This is a genomic window from Ensifer adhaerens (assembly GCF_002940685.1).
GTDB lineage: Bacteria > Pseudomonadota > Alphaproteobacteria > Rhizobiales > Rhizobiaceae > Ensifer > Ensifer adhaerens_E.
Genome location: NZ_PNFP01000025.1, coordinates 56,784 through 79,514, shown reverse-complemented (window position 1 = coordinate 79,514; position 22,731 = coordinate 56,784). Strand labels below are relative to the sequence as shown.

Genomic DNA, 22,731 nt, shown 5'->3' with positions numbered 1-22,731 from the left:
ATGCCCCGCGAATATGGCCCACAACCATGACGGTCATACGAACTCAACAGGACAGTTGCGACGCAGAACCTAACATGTCCTCTCGCATGGTGTTTTCGGCAAGGCTGATGCTGATGGCGTCTGTTTCCTCGCGCAACTTTGCTTCGACAGGAAAGTCGCCGTTGATTTCGCCAGCCTCGGCCAACAGGCAAAGAGCAAGGCGGCGTCGCTCGCCAGCGGTCACGAAGTAGCGGCCTTTCTTGTCGCCCTTGCGAACGACGATGTTTTGCAACAGCCGATAGCCGTCGGCGCGGATATTGGCGGCCAGTTCCTCGATGCCTTCCTTGCGATAGGTCTTGCGGACGTTTTTGGGGTCGCGATCCAGCTTGCCGAGCGCGATGGTGATGATGTCGGTGGTGGTAGTCATGGCAGTCGCTCCTTTTTCCGGGTTTGGCGGAGCCAAGCTTTCCTGTCCGTCATGGGCAGGAGCCCCGCTCCTGTTCCCGAGTTCGCGCGGAGCAGCGGGGGAGAGAGGGGCAAGGGGAAAAGCCGGAGGGGGATCACCCGGCCTGCACAAAGCCAGAGCGAAGGAAGGTTGGGGAAACCGGCTTTTGCACTTGCTGGGGAGAGGGGGCGGAGCTGCCTTTCCCCTCCGGTAAACAAGACCTTTTTGGATGCCTTGCCGGCCGTTCTCGGCCAAAGTCACAGTGGTCGTGACCCGACCGGGCGAAGACGGCGCCAGGCGGCTTCGTGCCTTGCATAGAACACGACCGCGGAGCGGGTGATCCTATGCTCAACTCAAGGAGAGGGAAGATCGTCTCAGTTAAGCGGTTGATATATTAGCGCAACCGTACCGGATTGGCCGAAAGCGACCTTCCCCGCGGGCGCCTTTGTCCGGTATCTGCCCACATCGGTTTGACCGATGGAGTTTTTCTTCCCCGCGTCCAGTGAGCCAACCGGATGCGAACCTTGCCCCGCCTTCCCCGGCGGGGTTTTCTTTTGAACGTCGAGCGCTATCCACTGCCGGCAACGAACAGGCCTTGTCGCCTGCCTCCGTGGCGACGTCGAGGGATCGACAACCAAGCTTTGCTCCAAGCGCGGAAAACTGCGCACACCCGCAGCGAAGGGACGTGGGGCCGAGTTGGCCACAAGCGCATTCCTGGCGGTCTACCCTACATCTGGATGGTGATCGCCGCGGTGATGAGCGCAGCGTGATACTAAGAACGGGCGCACAATTGCCCCTTAAGCCTGGGTGACGGGGCATGCCACCAAGCGTGCCCCCGACCGGTGTTGCCGGCGCCGACTGCCGTCAGCGCGCTCCCATCAGACGCGAGCGAAGTGCGTTCGAAATGCCGTCGAAAATGAAGACGACGAGCAGGATCAGAAGCACCATATAGGCGACATTCTCCCAATCCGAGTTCGTCCGCATGGCTTCCCATAGCTTCAGGCCTATGCCACCGGCGCCGACCGCACCGATGATGGTCGCCGAACGCGTGTTCGACTCCCAGAAATAGAGCGACTGGCTGGCGAAGACAGGCAGCACCTGCGGCAGTACCCCGAACCGCTGGACGGCCAACGGCGAGGCACCGACTGACTTGACGCCCTCGCGCTGCTTTTCGTCGATGTTTTCCAGTGCTTCGGAATAGAGCTTTCCGAAAGTGCCGGTGTCGGTGAAGAAAATGGCCGAGATGCCGGCAAGAGGCCCGGGGCCAAAGGCCCGCGTGAAGAACAGCGCCCAGATCAACATGTCCACCGAGCGGAGGAAGTCGAAGAACCGTTTCGTTACCTGGTTCAGCACGCGGTGGCGCGTGATGTTGCGCGCGGCAAGGAAACACAACGGGAATGCGAGAAGAGAGGCAAAGAGAGTGCCGACGAACGCCATGACGATCGTCTGCAGAAGCTTCGTCCAGACATCGAGATGCTGCCATTCGGCATTGTAGAGAATGTTGTTCCAGGCAAGAGACAGGTTCGATCGGGACGGATCGATCCGGTCACCGCTCGTCACCAGGGCAAAGACCTCGCTCGCGGACTTCCCGAAGAAGGGCGAGTTGGTGTCGAAGATGAAATTCGCCCAACCGAAGAAGCGCCGGCGGATGCTGACCTCGTCACCCTCGACCTCGGCCCATCCTCTCGTGCCGAACGACAGCGTGATCTTTTCTCCAAGCCGCTTCTGAGTGGCCCAGCTGGGCAGGGTGCCCTCGGGACGCGTCTGCGTTTTGCCATCGACGGTGATCGCGAGCACTTCACCGGCGTGAACGACTGTCACCCTCCGATCGGCAACAGCAATGCTGGTCCCTCCACCGAGGGAGACGGATGCCGTCGTGATGACATCCTCAGGCCGTGTTTCCGACGGCTGGGCCGCCGTCGTGGGCGTTGCCGCACCGACGCTATTTTGCGTGGCGGGAGCCGCCATGAACGATATCGAGGAGGACGGCTTCGACTGCGCCGTTGCCTGCGTGGCCGCGCCAACTTGGCGCTCAACGGTCTCGTGCTTCAGCTCGACCCAGTCGGGGGCAGGGTTGTTGCCGAGCGGCGAGAACCTGCCGTAGTCGATTTTCATCGTCCCGTCCGGGGCGATCTCCAGCTCGGGGCGGACCTCATAGGACACCCAGTCCGCGAGGTAGGTGCCTGCGATCGACCAATTCGCGTTTCGAAGCACGTCGCCGATCGAAAACATCCACCAGCAAAATGCAAAATAGAGGCAGGTGCCCGACCAGATGAGAACAAGCCGTCTGCGCTTACTGTTTGATTTATCTAGCAAATTCTTATGGCGCGCGGCGATCGCTTCCATTTCTTGCGGATGAAGCATGTTCATAGATGCGGACCTCTTAGACGACAGCGTTGAAGGCTTGCTCACCGACGAGGCGGCGTCTTAGCCATGCGGAAAACTGATCGACCGCGAAGATCGTCGTAAAGAGAAGCAGGATGATCGCCAGCGTCTTGGCCTCGTGGCCCTGGCCGATCGACAGGCGCAGCAACTCGCCGATGCCGCCACCGCCGACCGCGCCGATGATGGTTGATGCCCTGACGTTGATCTCAAGGCGCAGCAGGAAATAGCTCATGAAGTTCGGCATGACCTGCGGCACGAAGCCGAACCAGACACGCTCGACCCAATTGGCGCCTGCCGCGCGCAGGCCTTCCTCGGGCTTCATGTCGGCATTCTCGACCACCTCGAAGAACATTTTTCCAAGGGCCCCGATCGTGTGCACGGAGACGGCGATGATCGCGGGCACGGCTCCCAGCGACAGGATGGCGAGGAAGAAGCCGGCGATGACGACTTCGGGGAAAGCGCGCAGCACTTCCATGAAGCGACGTGCCGGCCAACGTACCCACCGATTGGGCATGACGTTCTTCGCCGCAAGGAAACTCAACAGGAAACCGAAGGCGAGCCCGATCAGCGTCGAGAGGATGGCAATGTTGACCGTCTCCAGCATCTTGTGGACGTATTCCGGTATGTAGAAGCTGTCCGTCAGGTAGAGGCGGCCTTCCGGGTAATTGTATTTGAAGCTGCCGTCGTCATAGGGGGAGGGGAGATCGAACAGTGCGCGCACCACCTCCATGCCGTCCCGCGGCAGAAGGTCTTCGATGAAATCGAAGAAATAGGGCAGGCGATCGAAAAACTTGCCGGCGTTCGTCTCATTGGCGAACCAGAGCGAGCTCGTGAGCGCGAGGAACAGAAGGGCGAGACTGAGCGCCGTATAGAGACGGCGGCGGGAATTCAGTTCCTGCCAATGGCGCTCGACGAGCTTGCCGCCCTCGCCGAGGGTATTGTTGCCGATCAAAGACGCCATGTTCTTTTTACCAAGGAAGAGAGAGTTGCCGGTTTTGCTTGCCAGATGCCGTCAGCCGGGGTGCATTCCCCGGCTGACGGCATCGTAGTGCGGGATCAGCCGCCGATCGTTGCCTTGCGGGCGTCGATGATCGGCTTGTAGAAGTCGGAGTTGACTTCGGTGTAGCCGGTGAAGTCACCGCCCTGGATGGCCGAGAAGCAGGCCGGGTCGGTCTTCGGCAGGTCAATCATGAACTGCTTGAACTTTGCCTTCGTCTCGTCGTTGAGGGAGGTGCGAACGACGATCGGGCCGTTCGGGATGAGCGGCGAACGCCAGAGCTCGACGAGGTCGTCCATGTCAAGGATGCCCTTGTCGACCATCTTCTTCAGGTTGCCCGAGGTGTAGCCGTCCTTGAATTCGCCGACGCCCGAGCCCCATGTGGTGCCGGCGGCGAACGTGCCCTTGACGACTTCGAGAACGAGGTTTTCGTGACCGCCGCCGAAGCCGGTCTCACCGAAGTATTCCTTCACCGGTCCGCCGATCGCTTCAGGCAGCGTGACGAGCGGAACGAGGTAACCGGAAGCCGAATCCGGGTCGGCGAAGCCGAGCTTCTTGCCCTTCATGTCTTCGAGCTTGGTCATGCCCGAGTCCTTGCGGGCAACCATGATCGAATAATAGCCGGTCGAACCGTCGGTCTGAACGGTCGTCAGGATCGGTTCGACGGCGTCAGCCTTGGCGAGGTAGACCTTGGCGTAGGCGGATGCACCGAGTTCGGCATAGTCGAGCGTGCCACCGAGCAGGCCCTGGACGACGCCGTCATAGTCGGCAGCCGGGAAGAATGAGACCTTCTCGACACCGATGGCGGCCGGCAATTTTTCGCTGAGGCACTGGAAGTTGCGCAGACGGTCGGCTTCGTTCTCGCCACCGAGAATGCCGACGCGGAATTCCTTGAGGTCTTCAGCCTGGACGTGGCCAACGAGCGCGAAGAGCGCGACGGCGCTCAGAAGTGCTTTCTTCAGCATGAGGTTCTCCCGTTTTTCCGGCCGTACCGGATGGTGTTCGGTTTCAAGAGTGCCCTTGACGCGGGCCTTCGATCCGGCTGGCTCTTCAGATCCCGGCCAGTGCCAGCTTTTGCTTGCTGGCGGATTTCTGTGCCCGATTGGCAGCGACCACGGTTCCTTCGATGCTTGTCGAGGTCATGGTCTCGTCGATCTCGCTTCCATCGGCAGCCGAGCCATAGATCGCGCGGACAGCAGAGGCGGTGAGTTCGTCCGGACGGCCATCGAATACGACCTCGCCGGCCTCCATGCCGATGATCCGTTCGCAATAGCTGCGCGCCGTGTCGAGCGTGTGAAGGTTGGTGATGACGGTGATGCCGTCGCGTTCATTGATGTCGCGAAGCGCATCCATGACAATCTTGGCGTTCAGAGGATCGAGCGAGGCGATCGGCTCGTCGGCGAGCAGCATTTTCGGCTGCTGCATGAGAGCACGGGCGATCGCGACGCGCTGCTGTTGGCCGCCGGAAAGCGTGCCTGCCGGCTGAAGGGCGGTCTGTTCGATGCCGAGGCGCTCCAGTGCGCTGATCGCCATGATCCGCTCTTCGCGCGTGAACATGTTGAGGATGCTCAAGGCCGTCGAGCGGTGATTGAGGCGACCCAGTAGCACGTTGGTGAGCACGTCGAGGCGTGGAACCAGATTGAACTGCTGAAAGATCATCGCGCAGTCGCGCTGCCAGGTGCGAAGTGCCGCACCACGAAGCGATGAGACGGTCTGCCCATCGAAACGGATCGCGCCGTCACTCGGATCAACCAGGCGATTGATCATGCGCAGAAGCGTCGACTTGCCGGCGCCGGAGCGGCCGATGATACCAACCATCTGGCCGCGTGGGATTTCCAGATCGACGGATTTGACGGCGGCGTGTTTTCCGAAACGACGCGTAACGGATGTGAGTTCTAGCATCTTGGTCCCCCATCATGCCTGATGTGGGCGGGTCTCTATGCTTTGCGGATGACGGCGCAATGTCAGTTTTGTGTAGTTTTCTTTAAACCCTACGACTTCCTATAGCGGGGCAGATGCGGGATAACGCGCGAAGCTCCTTGGCACCGCCTCGTGCTTCGCCTTGCTGGACGGCCAAGCATTCGTGTCGTCTAGCGTTCAAGAAACAGTTCTATATAGAGGCCTGATTGCAGCGGCGGCTCAGCTAGCCCGGCCTTCTAGGCGGTCCAGAACCGCGGAACGCCAGTTTCTACGTGCTGAAGTGCATTCTCTTAAGGGTCACATCCAAGGATCCTTCGCGTCCGTTGACGTCCCCCGTCGTTGCGACATCGCCGATCGAAAAGCCCCTGGATTTGCCGGGTCTTCGGCTTGATACAAATCTGTCACAAAACTGTTATGTGCAAGGTCTAAAGGGGTGGCGACGCCGAAGCGTCAATCCGAATTTCACGGGAGATGATCCATGAAGAAGTATCTAGGAAGCTGCGCCCTCGTCGCTATCATGCTGGCCACCGCTGGCGTCGCTGTCGCTCGCGATCAGGTCAAGGTCGTCGGCTCCTCGACGGTTTTCCCTTATTCGCAGGCTGTCGCTGAAGAGTTCGCCAACAAGTCCGGCAAGGCCGCTCCGGTCGTTGAATCCACGGGCACCGGCGGTGGTTTCAAGGCTTTCTGCGGCGGCGTTGGTGAAGACTTCGCTGACGTGACCGGCGCCTCGCGCGCAATCAAGGAATCCGAAGTTAAGCTGTGCGCCGACAAGGGCGTTACCGACATCACCGAAGCCATGATCGGCTATGACGGTCTCTCGATCGCCGTCTCGCGTGCCAACCAGGCCGACTGGAACCTGACCGAAGAGCAGATCTTCAAGGCGCTCGCAGCCGAGCTTCCGGACGACAAGGGCACTCTGGTCCCCAACCCGAACAAGAAGTGGTCGGATATCGACGCTTCGCTCCCGGGCACCAACATCGTTGTCTTCGGCCCGCCTCCGACCTCCGGCACGCGCGACGCTTTCGTCGAACTCGTCATGCACGACGGCTGCAAGGGTCTGCCGGGCATGGCCGACCTGAAAAAGGCTGACGAAAAGAAGTGGACGGAAGTCTGCTCGCGCATGCGCCAGGATGGCCCGTTCGTCGAAGCCGGTGAAAACGACAACCTGATCGTTCAGCGTCTCGAGTCGGACCCGAACTCGGTCGGCATCTTCGGCTACTCGTTCCTCTATGAAAACTCGGACAAGCTGAAGGACGTCAAGATCAACGGCGTTGAAGTCTCGTTCGACACCATCAAGGACGGTTCGTACCCGGTCGCCCGCCCGCTGTTCGTCTACATCAAGAACGCGCACCGCGACGTCATTCCGGGCATGAAGGAATTCCTGGAAGAGTTCGTCTCTGACAGCGCACTTGGCCCGGATGGCTACCTCGCTGAGCGCGGCCTGACCCCGCTCGACGACGCCAAGCGCGCTGAAGTGCAGAAGGCCGTTCTCGAAGCCAAGAAGCTCGGTTCGTAACTTCAGGCATTGGGGCTGGCTACCGCTTGTGGTAGCCAGCCCCGTCTTTTGATCTGGGGGCTGAGATGTCCGGATACTTGCTAATCACTTTGGCGCTTGCAGCGCTGGTTATGACCTTTGTCGGCTCTGCCCGCGCACGCGCGACGCAGAACGGTGCTTCTGAAAAAACCCATTCCAGGCCGATATATCACGGCCTCAACGCCGCGATCTGGACCGGGGTTCCGGCTTTCATCTTCTTCCTGTTGTGGCTCGTCGGGCAGAGCAGTGTGATCAACCAACTGGTGATCGCCAGCTTCCCCGGTTCCGAAAGCCTGGACGCAACGGCGAAATCGCTCATTTTGAGCGAGGTCCGGCAGGTGGCTGCCGGCAATATCTTCAAGGAGCCGACGCCTGAGATCCAGGCTGCGGTGGCACACCTGAAGTCGCTCCAGCAACTCTCCTCGGTCGCCATTATCGCGGTTGTTGCCGCAGCAATGGCCATCGGCGCGTTCCTGGGTTACCGGGTGATCGGCAACCGCTTCCGCGCCCGCCACAGCGTCGAGCGCTCCGTCACGTACTTCATGATGTTTTCGTCGCTGGTCGCGATCGTGACCACGCTTGGCATCATCTCCTCGCTCGTCTTTGAAGCGATCCAGTTCTTTTCAAAGGTGCCGGTCACCGAATTTCTCTTCGGTCTCCGTTGGGAGCCGCAGATCGCCATCCGCGCCGACCAGGTGGCGGGGCAGGGCGCTTTCGGCGTCATACCGGTCCTCTTCGGTACCTTCGTGATTTCCGGCATCGCGATGATTGTTGCAGTTCCAACGGGAATCTTGTCAGCGATTTACCTGACCGAATACTCGGATAAGCGATTCCGCGCTGTCGTAAAGCCGCTCCTTGAGATCCTGGCTGGCGTCCCAACGGTTGTTTACGGCTTCTTCGCCGTTCTTACTGTCGCTCCTGCAGTCCGCAGCCTCGGATTGAGCCTCGGCATAGACGCTTCGCCGAACAGCGCTCTGGCTGCCGGCGCGGTCATGGGTGTCATGATCATCCCGTTCATCTCCTCGCTGTCGGATGACGCTTTGGCTTCCGTGCCGAGGGCCATGCGCGAGGGTTCCTATGCCCTCGGCGCGACAAAGGGCGAGACCATCCGGAAAGTTCTGCTTCCGGCTGCTCTTCCGGGCATCGTCGGGGGTGTTCTGCTGGCGCTGAGCCGCGCCGTTGGCGAAACGATGATCGTGGTCATGGCCGCAGGCCTCATTGCCAAGATGACAGTCAACCCGTTCGACGCGGTCACGACCGTCACCGTGCAGATCGTCACGCTGCTGATCGGAGACTCGGAATTCGATAACCCGAAGACCTTGGCCGCTTTCGCACTCGGCCTGATCCTGTTCATCGTGACCCTGATCCTCAATCTCATCGCTCTGCGCACCGTGCGTAAGTATCGGGAGAAATACTGATGTCCAGCGCAGCTGTCACCGAAACGATGCGCAATGCCGGCGTAAACTGGCACTCCGACGAGATGAAAGCCCGCCGCAAGGCGCGCTACGCCGCCGACCGCCGCTTGCAGATTTATGGCATGATTGCCATCGCCTTTGCGCTCGGCTTCCTCGCAATCCTTGTCGGCTCCCTCACATTCACAGGCTACAAGGCGTTCACGCAGACCGTGGCAACGGTCGAGATCGATCTTTCCCAGGCGAAGGTTGATCCCGCAAACATCGGCGAAGCCGATTGGCGCGGCATCGTCCGCAATGCGCTGCGTGCTCAGTTGCCTGACCTTTCGCGCAGCGACGAACGCAAGTTCTTCGAAATGTTCACGTCGTCGGGGCAGTTCCTCGTCCGTGATGCGGTCGTCGCCGATCCGGGCCGTCTGAAGGGCGTGAGCTCATTCACCATCCCGATGGCGGACCCGGTCGACCAGCTGGCCAAGGGGGAGATCCGTCGCGATGTGCCTGAGAGCCAGAGGCGCGTCAATGACACGCAGATTGGCCTGTACGATCAGCTCGTTCAGAAGGGCATTATTTCGACGCCGTTCAACTGGGGCCTGTTCTTCAATGCCGACAGCCGTTTCCCGGAATTGGCGGGCCTGGCGGGAGCGATCTCCGGATCATTCTGGTCGCTGCTCGTCTGCTTCGCGATCAGCTTCCCTATCGGTATCGCAGCAGCGATCTACCTTGAGGAGTTTGCGCCGAAGAACCGGCTGACCGATCTCATCGAGGTAAACATCAACAACCTCGCGGCGGTCCCTTCCGTGGTGTTCGGTCTGCTTGGTCTCGCAGTGTTTCTCGGTTGGTTGGGCTTGCCGCGATCTGCACCGCTCGTCGGCGGTTTCGTTCTCGCCCTCATGACGCTGCCGACGCTGATTATCGTCACGCGTGTTTCGTTGAAGTCCGTGCCTTCGTCCATCCGCGAGGCAGCGCTCGGGATTGGCGCATCGAAGCACGAGGCGATCTTCCATCACATCCTGCCACTCGCCATGCCGACCGTCATGACGGGCAGCATCATCTCGCTGGCGCGCGCGCTCGGCGAGACGGCGCCGCTGCTTCTGATCGGCATGAATGCCTTCATCACAAGCCCGCCTGATGGTGTGTTCGCGGCGTCGACCGCGCTTCCCACGCAAATCTACATCTGGGCCGACAGTCCCGAGCGCGGCTTCGTGTCCAGAACATCCGCCGCAATCCTCGTCCTTCTGGCATTCCTCGTGCTGATGAACGGGATCGCGATATTTCTCAGGCAGCGTTTCGAGCGCCGCTGGTAGGGAGAACAGAGATGAACATCATGTCCGAAGCAGCAGTTGAAAAAGCGCTGGAGCAGAAAATGAGCGACGCACACTTCAAGATGGTCGGAAAGGACGTCTCGGTCTATTACGGCGAGAAGCGCGCGCTGTTCGACGTCAACCTCAACGTCCGGAAGAACACGGTTACTGCGCTGATCGGTCCGTCGGGCTGCGGCAAGTCGACCTTCCTGCGTACGCTGAACCGCATGAACGACACCATCGAGGGGTGCCGGGTCACCGGGTCCATCACGCTGGATAACGCTGACGTCTACGACCAGTCGGTAGACGTCGTCGAACTGCGCGCCCGCGTCGGCATGGTCTTCCAGAAGCCGAACCCGTTCCCGAAGTCGATCTACGAAAACATCGCCTACGGTCCACGCATCCACGGCCTTGCCCGCAGCAAGGCGGATTTCGACGAGGTCGTTGAAAACAGCCTCCAGAAGGCCGGTCTCTTCAACGAAGTGAAGGACCGCCTGCATGAGCCGGGCACGGGTCTTTCGGGTGGCCAGCAGCAGCGTCTGTGTATCGCCCGTGCAATCGCTGTTGGTCCTGAAGTGATCCTGATGGACGAGCCCTGCTCGGCACTCGACCCGATCGCGACCGCCAAGGTCGAGGAACTCATCCATGAACTGCGCACGAACTTCACGATCGTCATCGTGACCCACTCGATGCAGCAGGCTGCTCGCGTTTCGCAGCGCACCGCCATGTTCCACCTCGGCAATCTCGTCGAGGAGAACGACACCGATAAGATGTTCACCAATCCGGATGACCAGCGCACCCAGGATTACATCATGGGCCGCTTCGGCTGATTGAAACGAGACGCAATTCGGTTAGCGGTTTTTCGAGGAACAAAACATGTCGTCTTCACACATCATGACAGCCTTCGACGAAGAGCTGAAATATCTGACGCGCCGCATCTCGGAAATGGGCGGTCTTGCCGAGCAGATGGTCGCCGAGTCCGTCCGCGCGCTCGTCCACTCCGACCTGGCGCTGGCGCAGAAGGTCATCTCCGACGACGTCATCCTTGACGACGCCGAGCGGGAGATCGGCGAGAAGGCGATTGTCACGATCGCCAGGCGCCAGCCGGTCGCCTCCGACCTTCGCGAGATCATGGGGTCGATCCGGATCGCCTCCGATCTGGAGCGCGTAGGCGATCTTGGCAAGAACAATGCCAAGCGCGTGGTCGCGGTCGCCGGTTCCGGCATCCCGCGCAAGCTCGCCCGCGGTCTCGAACACCTCGCCGAGCTCGCTCTGGTGCAGCTCAAGGAAGTTCTCGACGTCTATGCCTCACGTTCGCCCGAAAAGGCCAACAGCATCCGCGAGCGCGACGAGGAGATCGATGCGATCTACACATCGCTGTTCCGCGAGCTCCTGACCTACATGATGGAAGATCCGCGCAACATCACGCCCTGCACGCATCTTCTGTTCTGCGCCAAGAACATCGAGCGCATTGGCGACCACGCGACCAACATCGCCGAGACGATCTACTACATGACGACCGGTGCACAGCTGGAGGGCGAGCGCCCGAAGGACGATAACACGCCCTCAGTAGGGGCCACGGGCGCGTAACCCGCCTCTCAAGGCCAGCCAACAGGCATCACGGAGTTTAGCTGAATGCTTCCCAGAATCGCTGTCGTTGAAGACGAAGAGGCGCTGAGCGTCCTGCTACGTTACAACCTCGAAGCTGAGGGTTTCGATGTTGATACGATCCTGCGCGGGGACGAGGCCGAATTGCGCCTTCAGGAGCGCCTTCCCGATCTCCTCATCCTCGACTGGATGCTGCCTGGCGTCTCCGGCATCGAGCTTTGCCGTAGGCTGCGCCAGCGCCCGGAGACGGAGCGCCTCCCGATCATCATGTTGACGGCACGTGGCGAGGAAAGCGAGCGCGTCCGCGGTCTCGCGACCGGCGCCGACGACTACGTGGTCAAGCCGTTCTCGACGCCGGAACTGATGGCGCGCGTCAAGGCGATGCTCAGGCGGGCGAAGCCGGAGGTTCTCTCTTCGATCCTCAGATCCGGCGATATCGAGCTTGACCGCGAAACGCACCGCGTTCATCGCCGCAGCCGCGAGGTTCGGCTTGGTCCGACGGAGTTTCGCCTGCTTGAATTTTTCATGGTTTCGCCCGGACGCGTGTTTTCACGGGCGCAGCTCTTGGATGGCGTGTGGGGGCACGACATCTATGTCGACGAGCGCACGGTGGACGTCCATGTTGGACGGTTGCGCAAGGCGTTGAACTTCAACACGATGCCGGACGTGATCCGCACGGTGCGTGGGGCAGGGTACTCGCTGGAAGCACAGTAAGGGAGTGAAGTCTGAATGGGAGCGCGAATTCTTGTCGTCGAGGATGACGAGCCGCTGCGTCTGATGCTCGAACACGATCTGCGCAAGGAAGGGTTCACGGTCGAAGGCCTTTCGCGCGGCGACGAAGCTGAGGCACGACTTGCAATGGTGGTGCCGGACGTACTCGTCCTCGACTGGTCGCTATCTGGCATATCCGGAATTGATCTCTGCCGTCGGCTGCGAACTCTTCCGGAAACGATATCGCTCCCAATTGTGCTTCTTACCGATGTCGCGGACAATGACGAGCGGATCGCCGGGCTCGCTGCCGGCGCCGACGACTGTCTGGTGAAGCCTTTTTCGACGATGGAGTTCGTCGTTCGGGTCAAAAACCTGCTGCGCCGCCTGAACCCTGCGGTCCTCGGCCATATGATCAAGGTGGGGGATCTCACGCTTGATCGCGCTTCCCACAGAGTTCACAGACAGAAGCGTGAAGTGCGGCTCGGCCCGACCGAGTTCAAGCTCCTGGAGTTTCTGATGCGCTCGCCGGGCAAAGTCTATTCGCGCTCCGAACTCAGGGCGTCGCTCTGGGGTGACGATGCGACCGTGGACGAACGCGTGGTCGACGTTCACATCGGCAGGCTTAGAAAGGGCATTGGCTTCGGCAAGGCCGACAAGCTCATCCGCACCGTACGCGGGGCGGGCTACTCACTGAGCGACTACTAGGTCCATCGGGACCGATCGCTTGGTTCGTAGCAATTCGCTGCACCTTATGAGCCCAATATCGCAGTAGCGCTCAGGAGAGCGACGCACACACCAAAGTTGCCGTTGAAATCCAGGGGCTCATGCCCCTGGAACTGGTTCAGCAGTGATCGTCGAGCGCCGATTGCGCAGAAGGGCGATCGAACCGAAAAACAAGATGGCCACCGCACCGGCGGCGACGCCGAGCCCGATCGCATCGCTGATACCCCATGCCTTCATCATGAACGCGAAGGCAAAGGGAGCGACCGCGGAGGAAAACTGTCTGGCTGCGCTTACCCAGCCGAGACGAACCCCATACCCTGTCCGGCCGAACAACTCGAGCGGGAGTGTCCCGCCGACGATACTTGCAAGTCCCGAGCCGAGACCGAACAGGATCGCAAAGACCACGACGCCGGGTACCCAAGGGGCGGTCACCAGGAGGACCCCAAGCCCGGAAGTCAGCAAACCGGCTGAAATCACCGCAAGAGTTGTTTGGGACAGACGACCGCCAAAAAGCATGTTGAGCAGACGGCTTGCGACCTGTGAAGGACCGAACAGGGTTGATATCACAAGCCCGGCGGTTCCCAATCCAAGGGCAGTAACCATGGGAACCATGTGGGTCAGGATCGACGCGAGCACGAGGCCTTCGATCGCGAAGGCGCATAGCATCAAAACGAACAAGCCATTTTGCGATCCATCCCGGTCCTGCTCGACAGCCGAAGAACTCTGCCCCGTTGCCGTTGCCGGCGAAGGATCGGAATGGGGAAAGCGGCCGATCCAATAGTGTATCGGCATGCAGACCAGAATGTTCAGGGCTGCAAAGGCGAGATAGATCGTCCGCCAATCGAGGTGGCCGCTGAGGGCGCCAGTCAGGGGCCAGAACAACGTCGAGGCGAACCCGGCGATCAGCGTCAGGTGCGTTATGCTGCGTTGGGCGCTGCGCCCGCCGATTTGCACAATTGCCGCAAAGGCAGTTCCGTAAAGAACGAAGGCTGAGGCCACCTCCATCGCGACGAGCGAAACACCAAAGAAAAGCGCGTTGGGTGACAATGCCGCTGCGACAAGAGCCAGTCCGGCAGCAAGGGAACCTGGGACCATCAGGCGACCAGCACCGAAACGGTCCACCCATCCGCCGGCCTTCGGGGCAATCAAACCTCCAAACAGAAGCGACAGCGACAGGAGGCCGAACAGCCAGTCGATGGGAATCGCGAAGTCTCGCGCCATGCCTGGCGCGAGGATGCTGAACGAATAGTAGAGTGTGCCATAGCCTATGATCTGGGTCACTCCGAGTGCCCAGATCAGGCTTGCCGGCGCGGACTTCTCGCTCATCCAATCGTTTCCAGTTCTTTTGGCTGAGTTGGCGTCCCGCAACCGCATCCCGTTTTACCCTCGGACTTCGCCGCGGCGTCCGCGACACAGCAGGCGTCCGCCGCGACGGGGGCGGGGCCGCCGCAACAACCCGTTTCTGCATCATCTGTGTCACCAGGCAGCGTCACGTTGCAAACACCGGTCTCGGGAAGCACGAGTTGGACTTGCCGCGCGGCGACAGGGTCGCCAGCGAGTTCGGCGACGACGGACCGCACCTGCTCGTAACCGGTTGCCATGAGGAAGGTGGGCGCTCGGCCATAGGACTTAGATCCGACGATGTAGAAGTCGCGCTCGCTGTGCGAAAGCTCGTCAACGCCATGCGGGGGGACGGTGCCACAGGAGTGGAGGTTCGGATCGATCATCGGGGCAAGCTGGCGCGGAGATTCGACCGCGGCGTCGACATCGATGCGCAGCTCACTCAAGATCGTAAGGTCGGGGCGGAAGCCTGTCGCGACGATGATACGGTCGACATCAAGGACTTCCAGGGAACCGGCGACGTCGGCGTTGACGCGCAAAGCATCCGCTTCGGGCTCTATCGATTCCACCGAAATTGGGGCAAGCAGCTTCAAGCGGCCGCTTTCAATCGCGTCCTTGGCGGCAAGGCCAAGCGCACCTCGGGCCGGCAACTGATCGTTCAGGCCGCCCCCGAGCAGCTTGGCGATCTTGTTGCGCCGCAACGCCCAGATGATCGATGTGCCTCTGCTTTCCTTCTGTAGGTCGAGCAAGGCAAGCACGACATTGATCGCCGAATGCCCGCCTCCGATCACGAGAACACGTCTGCCCGCGTAGTCCTTCTTTTCCCGGCCGCTCACATCCGGGATGCCGTAGCGGATGCTATCGGATTCCGTCTTTTCTCCGGCAACGGGAAGCCCGTCGATGCCAATCGGGTTCGGCCGCAGCCAGGTCCCGGAAGCATCGAGAACTGCGCGTGCCGTCAGTTTTCGCTCGACCCCGTCGACCGTGTAGCGAACAACGAAGGGAGTGTCGTCACGCCCTTCGCTGGCGACCTTGTCCAGTCCCAGCCGGGTGATGGAATTGACGGAGGCATTGTATTTGATGTGCCGCGCGACGTTGGGGAGGCGGGCGAGGGGAGCAAGATAGTGTTCGACGATCTCCGCTCCCGTCGGGAGCGCATCGGGATCAGGCTGGATCCAGCCGCTGTCTTCGAGCAGCGCCTGGGCCGCCTTGTCCAACACGTATTGCCAGGGCGAGAAGACACGAACATGTCCCCATTCGATCAGTGAGGAACCGGGTCCCTCACCACGCTCGAATACCACGGGCTGCAGACCGCGCTGCAGGAGGTGGGCGGCTGCGGCAAGTCCAACCGGACCCGCGCCAATGACGGCGACTGGTAGATCGGGGGTGTGGTCCATGTGTCTCTCCTTCCATATTTCTGGTTTCATCGAAATTTAATGTCAAAAAAAGGGATCAGGCTTCCGCCGTCTCCCTGCGTTCTTCGCAAGCACCATCGGCGCAGCACTCATCGGCGAGATAACCGACCAGCGATGTCATCGCCTTATAGTTGGCACGGCAGATCAGCGTCGTTCCAATTCGCTCCTGCGTCACCAGGCCCGCGTCGATCAGTTTGCGGCAATGGTGGGAGAGCGTACTCGCTGGAATGTTGAGTTTCTGCTGAAGCCCTCCCACCGGAAGGCCATCCACGCCGGCACGCACCAGTGCGCGGTAAAGGCGCAGCCGCGTCGGGTTTCCGAGGGATTCGAGTTGGGATGCTGCTAATTCGAGTTTCATGGAAATAGAGATAGCCGAATGGGCGGGATGCGGTCAATCGATATTTCGATGATTTTGGAAATATCTTTCCCAGGTAGATGGTCATGAGGTCTTCCTCATCGCATCGTTCCCGCGTCCAAGCACCGCTGCATCAATACGGTGTCCAACCAACGCTCATGCTTCCAGCCCACCGCCTTCAGAACTCCGATCTGTTCGAACCCCAACTTTGCGTGCAGCCTCTGCGAGGAGATATTGGCGGAGTCGCCTATTACCGCGACCATCTGCCGAAACGCCAATCGTGTGCATTCGTCGATCAGGCTCTGCAGGAGTGATCTCCCAATTCCAAGCCCTTGCTTGTCGTGGTGCACATAGACCGAGTTTTCGACTGTGCCTCTGTAGGCCGGGCGCGGGCGATACGGCCCGGCGTAGGCGTATCCGATCACTGCGCCGTGCATCTCGGCAACAAGATACGGATAGCCACCCGAAACCATGGCGTTACGCCTGTCCAGCATCTCCATGTCGCTGGGGGGAGTTAGCTCGAAGCTGGCCGTCCCGAAACGAACGGCGTGCTCGTAGATCGCCGCGATTCCGGTGATATGAGCTTCCCCACATGGGACGATGGTAAAGTCTGACATTTTGATCTCTGCCGCGTTTCAGCTGCCTCGGTGGCCTATCATCGCCTGGCTACAACGCTAAAGGAAGTTTATGCTTGTTATGCAAGCTATAAGGAGAGGTTTGGTGAGAGGTTTCAATCTCGATCAACTGCGCGCCTTCATGGACGTCGCTGAGCTGGGAAGTTTCACCGCAGCGGCCGAGCGAACCGGTTTGACGCAACCTGCTGTCAGCCTCCAGGTGAAACACTTGGAACAGCATCTAGGCGTCCGCTTGATCGAGCGGATCGGGCGGAAGGCACAGCCGACGCCTGCCGGCCACGAACTGCTCCGTCACGGTCGTCGGATCGAGAAGGAAGTGATCGACGCCTCTGAGTCGATGGCACCACACAAGGCGGCCGCCGTCGGTAGGGTACGGATAGGCACTGGTGCTACAGCCTGCATTCATTTACTGCCGCCCGTGATAGCCAAAATCAAAGGTTCGATGCCAGGTCTCGAGATTGTTGTCCGGGTTGGAAATACCGAAGACATCTTGCGTGACCTCGAGGCGAACAGCCTCGACCTCGCGCTTGTTACGCTGCCAGCTTCCGGCCGATCGTTGGAAGTCGAACCCATCTACGATGACGAACTCGTCGCGATCGCCCCGGCCAGCGAATCCCATGACGACGCCACCTCTGTAGATGCGGCGTTTCTCGGCTCAAGGAGCCTGCTTCTTTTCGAGGGTGGAAACACCCGCCGGCTAATTGATGAATGGTTCGGGGCCTCGGGGGTACGGGTGCAGCAGGCGATGGAGTTCGGAAGCGTCGAAGCCATCAAGCAATTAGTGGGGGCGGGGTTGGGATGGTCGCTGATTCCGCGTCTTGCCTTGAGGCAATCGGAAGGCACGGCAACGTTCCACACCTTTCACTTGCGACCGGCACTTACAAGGGCACTGGCCTTGGTTGTTCGCCGCGACAAGCATCTAAGTCGAGGGCTTCGCGAGACGATGCAGGCTATTCGGGACGAAGTCACTGGTTGAGCGGAGGTGCGACGAAGTGGTTCAAGCCCGCACGACGCGCTGTACGAACGCGCGAGTTTCATAGGGCAGAACAGACGTCGGACCTGACGCAACAGTTCTGATTTCCTGTTAGTACGTCGTACCAAATGGCTCATAGCGCAATCGCATGCCCTCGCTGATCTCGCTAAGATTGGGAAGCAAAACAGCGATGCCATCCGCCCGTGCCATTGGTGACAGGCTGCCCGATGATCCTCGTCCGAGCGCCTCCAGGATCGGCATGCCTTGATCGTCGCGACCGGAAATGCGGACAGGGATGAACTCGGTGCGGCCCGGCCGCTTGCGACAGGCGAAACCGGACTTGGCCGGAAACCATTCCGGATCGACCGGCGCACGACCGCCGGTGACATGAATGGCGGGCAAAGCGATCTGACGCAGCGCAATCGCCGCCGCCATTGGGTTACCCGGCAAGCCGACGAACAGCGCCGAACCAACCCGACCGATTGTCGCCGGTTTCCCCGGCCGCATTGCAACATTCAAGACGCTCATCGACGCACCGAGTGACTGAAGCGCATTCCACACATGGTCCGCGGCTCCGCTGGACATGCCGCCGGTCGAAATCACGACATCATGATCTCGCGAGAGGTCGCGAAGCACGCCCCTGATACTGTCAAATTGATCCGTGAGGCTGCCGGCATCGGTCAGTGAGATCCAAGGCCGATCAAGCATGGCGCGGACGAGAAATCTGTTGGAGTCGTAGATCTGCCCGGATGCCAATGCCTCACCCGGTTGCTTCAATTCTGCACCGGTCGTGATCAGGGCGACGCGAACGCGGCGCAGGACGCCTATGTTCGCCATCCCGAGGCCCGCAAGCATTGCAGCAACATCAGGCGTGACGAGCGTGCCGGCGGCCGCGACGACCGTTCCTGCCTTTATGTCCTCGCCAGCTACCCGTATGTTTTCTCCGCGCCTTGGCCGATGCGCGGTCACGATGGCTTCATTGGTGCGAAGACAAATCTCGTTTACGAGAACGGCGTCGTAGCCGGGCGGGACGGGCGCGCCGGTGTTGATCGCGATAGCGGTACCGGCCGCGGCTTCCTCGGATGACGGCATGTCGCCTGCCGCCACACCGCCCACCACCGAAAACGTCCAGGGGCCAACACCGTGCAAATCTTGCGACCGCACGGCATAGCCGTCCATCGCCGAATGGTCAAAACGCGGCAAGTTACAGCCCGCCATGACTGGACGTGCAAGGATACGACCCGAGGCGGCAATAAGAGCGAGGCTCTCGCCCCCGGTAACGGGTAACGCAACGCTGATCGCTGCATTGACCGCCTCCGGAACGGAAAGGAGTTGCTTAGATTGACCGCGATCGCTGCAGGTAACGACCGTTTCGATCGGATCTGCTGTTTGACACTTCACGGTCATGTTGACCTCCCGGGTCGCTCAGGAACCGCCTTATTCAGCGGGAAACGTCTTGAGATAGGCAATGATGTCGGAGATTTCTTCTGGCTTCTTCAGTCCTGGGAACGCCATTTTCGTACCTTTGATGTAGGCCTTCGGGTTTGCCAGGTATTCGGAAAGATGCGTTTCATCCCAACTCCAGCCTTCCTCCGCCTTTGTCTTGAACGCCGGTGAGTAGTTGAAGCCATCAACGGCTGCCACCTTGCGGCCGAGGATGCCATTCAGCTCCGGCCCAACCTTGTTCTTTGCCCCCGGACCGACCGCATGGCACGCCGCGCATTTCTTGAAAACGACAGCACCCGCATCCGCATTGCCGTCGGCGAGAGCCGGGGATGCTGCGAATAGACAAAGTGCAACTGTAAGCGATTTCCGCATTCTCAATATCCATTTCAATAGGGAAAGGGGAGGGCGATCGCTGATCGCCCTCCTGTGGAGCTTAGGCCGATTTGTATTCCTGCGACTTGAAGGAGAGGTGGGCGACGTTGCGCGGCGCGTCCGCGATCTTGCGGATGTCGGCCCAGGTCTGCTTGTAGTTGGGCAGGATCAATTCGTTCGTGCCGGCGTTGACGACGTTGCCCTGCACGCCCGTCGGATAACCGAACATCATGAAGGTCTCGCTCCGGCGCGCCGTGGGCGTGGGATAAACCATCGCCTGGGTGGCGCCGGCATCGTTGAACACTTCGACCAGATCGCCTTCCTTCAGACCCCCTTCAGTCATGTCTTGCGGGTTCATCTGAATGAACGGGTATGGCCAGCGATCCATGACGAAGTCGTTTTCCTGGTCGAGATAGGCCGACTGCCATACGTGGTTGGCTCGGCCGTTGTTGATCAGGTACTTGTACTTGTCCTTCTGGGCCTGCTTTCCGGGAGCCTGCAACCCGCGCCATTCGGACACCATGAACTTCGCTTTACCGTCATCAGTGCCGAACTTGGCGTCTTCGTAGAGCCGTTTAGTGCCAATCAACTTGCCGCCCTCAAAGGCGGTTGCCGGCTCCTGCACGCCGTTGTTGCCCATGGCCTTCAGGCGTTCATAGGTTACGAATTCTCCGCCATGGGCGACCTTGTGATATCCGTCCATGAAGGCGTCTTCCTCGGTCTTCCAGTCGAAACCTTTGAACTTGTCGGCATAGGCAGCGTCACCCATGTCGCGCAGAACCCGCTCCAGGTGGTTGGCGAGCCTTGCAGCGATCAGGCAGTCCGGCATCGCCTGGCCTGGCGGATCCATGTAACGTTCGGTCAGACGCAGGCGCCTCTCACCATTCATGGAGGTCAGGTTCATCTCGCCGGAAGTGGCAGCGGGGAGCACGACGTGGCATGCCTGACCGATCTTCGTCGGAATGATGTCGACGTTGACGGCAAAGAGGCCGCCTTGATTGATCGCATCCACGATCGCTTTTACCATCGCATCGCGATCGCCGTAGGGGACCGCGCTCATCGCATCCTTCACGATATCCGTGCGCTTCTTGTAGACCTTCTTGAACTCATGCGCGTTCAAGGTCGTCTTGTAGTGGTCACACCCCCAGATGTGATGCACGCCGCCCTGGCCGCCGATCAATAGTTGATCGACATAGGCGGCAGGCCTGCCGACATGGGCGTCCGACGGGCGAGCGTAGCCCTCCTGGTGACCACCTAGACGAACACAGCCGCCGCCCGGGCGGCCGATGTTTCCGGTGGCAAGCGCAATGTTCACGAGTGCTGCATTCGTGCGGTAATTGTCGTTGCCCCAGATGAGGCCCTTTTCGTAGGGCATCATCGTGCGGCGGCGTTTCCCCTCAGCCTTTGGCTCGGCGATCCATTGCGCTGCCTTCTCGATATCGGCCGCGGGCACGCCGCAGATTTTCGATGCCTCTTCGATCGTGACCTTGTTGCCTTTGACAGCTTCGTCGAACCCGGTGGTGCTCGCCTCGATGAACGCCTTGTCGGTCCAGCCTTTCTCCACAATGTGCGAGAAGATCGCATTGAAGAGCGCAAGGTCGGTGCCCGAATTGATCGCAAGGTGCAACACGTTGTCGACGCCCGCTTCTGCCTCGCAGGCATTGATGCTCACGGTGCGACGGGGATCGACGAAGACGATCCGGACCGGGGGATGCTCTTCGCCCGGTAGCTGCTCGTTTTTCTTCGCGCTTGTAGTGCCGCGCATGTTCGGCACCCAATGATTCAGGAAGTAGTTTGTCTGGGTTTCAAGCGGATTGGCACCGACGCAGAAGATTGTGTCGGCCAGTTCGGCATCCTCGTAGCAGTTGTTCAGTTCGCCAACCCCCATGTCGCGGGTAGCGTGAACTTCGGAATTGTAGGCGGGGCGATTGTGGATGCGGATATTCTTGACCTTCATGGCCTCGAAATAAAGTTTGCCCGTCCCCCAGGTATTCTCATAGCCGCCGCCGGCGCCGCCGTGGTCATAGGCCGAGACGTAGAGCGCGTCCTCGCCTTTCTCCTTGACGATGGCCGCGGTCACGCGGGCGACGAGATCGAGCGCATCCTCCCAACTCGTCGGCTGCATCTGGCCGTACCGCCAGACGAGCGGGTCGGTAAGGCGCTGCTGCTGGGTGTTGCGAGCTTCGGAAAAGCTCATCTCCGCGATGCGCGCACCGCGTATCGACCCAAGGCCCGAGTTTACCTCACACTCATGATCCGGCTTGACGACGATGTGCACGTCTTGGCCGTCTTGCTTGACGATGTTGTACATCGACGGCGCGTACCACGCGTCGGTTTCCGCCTCCTGTTGCTTGGAGAGGTCGACGCCAAAGGCATTCTGGTTGGGCGCGGTTCCACCCTGCTTGTTCACCGGCCAGGTGTAGGCGTGATAACCGCATCCGACGATGCAGTAGTGACAGGTGACGTTGTGGCGTGTCGCGTCCGCGGGGATGATCGGCAGACGGTCGATGTGACGTTTGTAAGCCATCTTGTTTCTCCCTCAGAGCACGTTCGACAGGCGGCCGTAGATCAGTTCGTCCACGCCTTCGGCGAAGATGTCGCCGTTGTCGGCGACACGAAGATTGTATTGGGGCAGGTTCTGCGTGGCTTGGCCCCAGACCTGCTGGCCACCCTTCTCGGGATCGAACACCGAATAGTGGCCCGGACAGTTGAAGGTCTTGCTGTCGGCCGAATAGGTGAGGGGAAATCCCTTGTGCGGACAGATCGTCGAAAAACCGACGATATCGCCGTCCGGACCGACGCCACCTTCGACGCGAACGCCAAGCTTGAGAAGCACACCCGCCGCGTCTTCGTCAGGGTAGGTCACGTCCAGCGGCTCGTTCGCGACAAGCTCGGAAAGGTTGGCAAGACGGTTCGATGGATACTCGACCCGGGCCGCGGGGGTTGCCGCTCTCGCCTGCGGCGCAGGCGCCGTCGCGGCAACCGTGGCACTGGCAGCGACCAGGGCGCTACCGCGCAGGAATTGGCGTCGGCCGAGATCGACCATGTTTCGACAGCGTGACATGCAAGCCTCCCTACGTGGATGTCGTCATCCTAGGTCAGCAAGTGCCGTGCCAATCCGATTTGGCCTGGATTTGTTGGGAAACCCCGCGCTTCGGCGCGGCGAACGCCGGCAACGT

General features: G+C 60.3%; 21 protein-coding genes. 8 read left to right on the top strand and 13 right to left on the bottom strand.

Annotation, left to right across the window (positions count from 1 at the left end):
• Positions 1–43: 43 nt before the first annotated feature.
• From C1A35_RS32810 to phnC, 5 genes are all read right to left on the bottom strand, one after another.
• Entirely contained in the window at positions 44–442 is a 399-nt protein-coding gene (locus tag C1A35_RS32810; protein ID WP_234823101.1) for a ParB/Srx family N-terminal domain-containing protein, read from the bottom strand.
• Between the two features lie 846 nt (positions 443–1,288).
• Positions 1,289–2,794, bottom strand: a complete 1,506-nt coding sequence (gene phnE, locus C1A35_RS32805; protein ID WP_104668419.1) for a phosphonate ABC transporter, permease protein PhnE — start codon at positions 2,792–2,794, stop codon at positions 1,289–1,291.
• Between the two features lie 13 nt (positions 2,795–2,807).
• Positions 2,808–3,770 (bottom strand): phosphonate ABC transporter, permease protein PhnE, encoded by a 963-nt coding sequence (gene phnE, locus C1A35_RS32800; RefSeq protein WP_104668418.1) that lies wholly within the window; start codon positions 3,768–3,770, stop codon positions 2,808–2,810.
• A 95-nt stretch (positions 3,771–3,865) separates the two neighbouring features.
• Complete coding sequence (phnD, locus tag C1A35_RS32795) at positions 3,866–4,771, bottom strand: phosphonate ABC transporter substrate-binding protein (RefSeq protein WP_104668417.1); 906 nt, start codon at positions 4,769–4,771, stop codon at positions 3,866–3,868.
• Positions 4,772–4,856: 85 nt separating this feature from the next.
• Positions 4,857–5,708, bottom strand: coding sequence for a phosphonate ABC transporter ATP-binding protein (phnC, locus tag C1A35_RS32790; RefSeq protein ID WP_104668416.1), 852 nt, complete (start codon positions 5,706–5,708; stop codon positions 4,857–4,859).
• Positions 5,709–6,204: 496 nt separating this feature from the next.
• Between phnC and C1A35_RS32785 the strand changes: the two genes are divergently transcribed.
• The 7 genes from C1A35_RS32785 (at position 6,205) to C1A35_RS32755 (ending at position 12,997) form a co-directional block, all read left to right on the top strand.
• Complete coding sequence (locus C1A35_RS32785) at positions 6,205–7,242, top strand: PstS family phosphate ABC transporter substrate-binding protein (RefSeq protein WP_104668415.1); 1,038 nt, start codon at positions 6,205–6,207, stop codon at positions 7,240–7,242.
• Positions 7,243–7,307: 65 nt separating this feature from the next.
• Entirely contained in the window at positions 7,308–8,678 is a 1,371-nt protein-coding gene (gene pstC, locus C1A35_RS32780) for a phosphate ABC transporter permease subunit PstC (RefSeq protein ID WP_104668414.1), read from the top strand.
• Positions 8,678–9,976 carry a phosphate ABC transporter permease PstA gene (gene pstA, locus C1A35_RS32775; RefSeq protein WP_234823100.1) on the top strand — a complete coding sequence of 433 codons (1,299 nt, stop codon included), beginning with the start codon at positions 8,678–8,680 and terminating at the stop codon, positions 9,974–9,976. The genes pstC and pstA overlap by 1 nt, the downstream gene beginning before the upstream one ends.
• Positions 9,977–9,987: 11 nt before the next feature.
• Positions 9,988–10,803, top strand: coding sequence for a phosphate ABC transporter ATP-binding protein PstB (pstB, locus tag C1A35_RS32770; RefSeq protein ID WP_058322201.1), 816 nt, complete (start codon positions 9,988–9,990; stop codon positions 10,801–10,803).
• Positions 10,804–10,849: 46 nt separating this feature from the next.
• Positions 10,850–11,563, top strand: coding sequence for a phosphate signaling complex protein PhoU (phoU, locus tag C1A35_RS32765; protein WP_104668413.1), 714 nt, complete (start codon positions 10,850–10,852; stop codon positions 11,561–11,563).
• A gap of 45 nt (positions 11,564–11,608) precedes the next feature.
• Positions 11,609–12,295 (top strand): phosphate regulon transcriptional regulator PhoB, encoded by a 687-nt coding sequence (gene phoB / locus C1A35_RS32760; protein WP_104668412.1) that lies wholly within the window; start codon positions 11,609–11,611, stop codon positions 12,293–12,295.
• A 15-nt stretch (positions 12,296–12,310) separates the two neighbouring features.
• Complete coding sequence (locus C1A35_RS32755; RefSeq protein WP_104668411.1) at positions 12,311–12,997, top strand: winged helix-turn-helix domain-containing protein; 687 nt, start codon at positions 12,311–12,313, stop codon at positions 12,995–12,997.
• Positions 12,998–13,114: 117 nt separating this feature from the next.
• Here C1A35_RS32755 and arsK read toward each other — a convergent pair whose 3' ends face one another.
• The 4 genes from arsK to C1A35_RS32735 all read right to left on the bottom strand — a co-directional run bounded on the left by arsK (position 13,115) and on the right by C1A35_RS32735 (position 16,743).
• Positions 13,115–14,341, bottom strand: a complete 1,227-nt coding sequence (gene arsK, locus C1A35_RS32750; protein WP_104668410.1) for an arsenite efflux MFS transporter ArsK — start codon at positions 14,339–14,341, stop codon at positions 13,115–13,117.
• Positions 14,338–15,753 carry an FAD-dependent oxidoreductase gene (locus C1A35_RS32745; protein ID WP_104668409.1) on the bottom strand — a complete coding sequence of 472 codons (1,416 nt, stop codon included), beginning with the start codon at positions 15,751–15,753 and terminating at the stop codon, positions 14,338–14,340. The genes arsK and C1A35_RS32745 overlap by 4 nt, the downstream gene beginning before the upstream one ends.
• Before the next feature lie 55 nt (positions 15,754–15,808).
• Positions 15,809–16,129 carry an ArsR/SmtB family transcription factor gene (locus C1A35_RS32740; protein ID WP_104668408.1) on the bottom strand — a complete coding sequence of 107 codons (321 nt, stop codon included), beginning with the start codon at positions 16,127–16,129 and terminating at the stop codon, positions 15,809–15,811.
• A gap of 95 nt (positions 16,130–16,224) precedes the next feature.
• Complete coding sequence (locus C1A35_RS32735; RefSeq protein WP_104668407.1) at positions 16,225–16,743, bottom strand: GNAT family N-acetyltransferase; 519 nt, start codon at positions 16,741–16,743, stop codon at positions 16,225–16,227.
• 139 nt (positions 16,744–16,882) lie between these two features.
• Between C1A35_RS32735 and C1A35_RS32730 the strand changes: the two genes are divergently transcribed.
• Positions 16,883–17,737 carry a LysR family transcriptional regulator gene (locus C1A35_RS32730; RefSeq protein WP_234823103.1) on the top strand — a complete coding sequence of 285 codons (855 nt, stop codon included), beginning with the start codon at positions 16,883–16,885 and terminating at the stop codon, positions 17,735–17,737.
• 108 nt (positions 17,738–17,845) lie between these two features.
• Here the strand turns inward: C1A35_RS32730 and C1A35_RS32725 are convergent, their stop codons facing one another.
• From C1A35_RS32725 to C1A35_RS32710, 4 genes are all read right to left on the bottom strand, one after another.
• Complete coding sequence (locus C1A35_RS32725; RefSeq protein WP_104668406.1) at positions 17,846–19,141, bottom strand: molybdopterin molybdotransferase MoeA; 1,296 nt, start codon at positions 19,139–19,141, stop codon at positions 17,846–17,848.
• 30 nt (positions 19,142–19,171) lie between these two features.
• Positions 19,172–19,552, bottom strand: coding sequence for a c-type cytochrome (locus C1A35_RS32720; protein ID WP_104668405.1), 381 nt, complete (start codon positions 19,550–19,552; stop codon positions 19,172–19,174).
• A gap of 61 nt (positions 19,553–19,613) precedes the next feature.
• Positions 19,614–22,079, bottom strand: a complete 2,466-nt coding sequence (locus tag C1A35_RS32715; protein WP_104668404.1) for an arsenate reductase (azurin) large subunit — start codon at positions 22,077–22,079, stop codon at positions 19,614–19,616.
• Positions 22,080–22,091: 12 nt separating this feature from the next.
• Positions 22,092–22,616: an arsenate reductase (azurin) small subunit gene (locus tag C1A35_RS32710; protein ID WP_199773089.1), complete on the bottom strand. Its 525-nt coding sequence runs from the start codon at positions 22,614–22,616 to the stop codon at positions 22,092–22,094.
• Between the last annotated feature and the right edge of the window lie 115 nt (positions 22,617–22,731).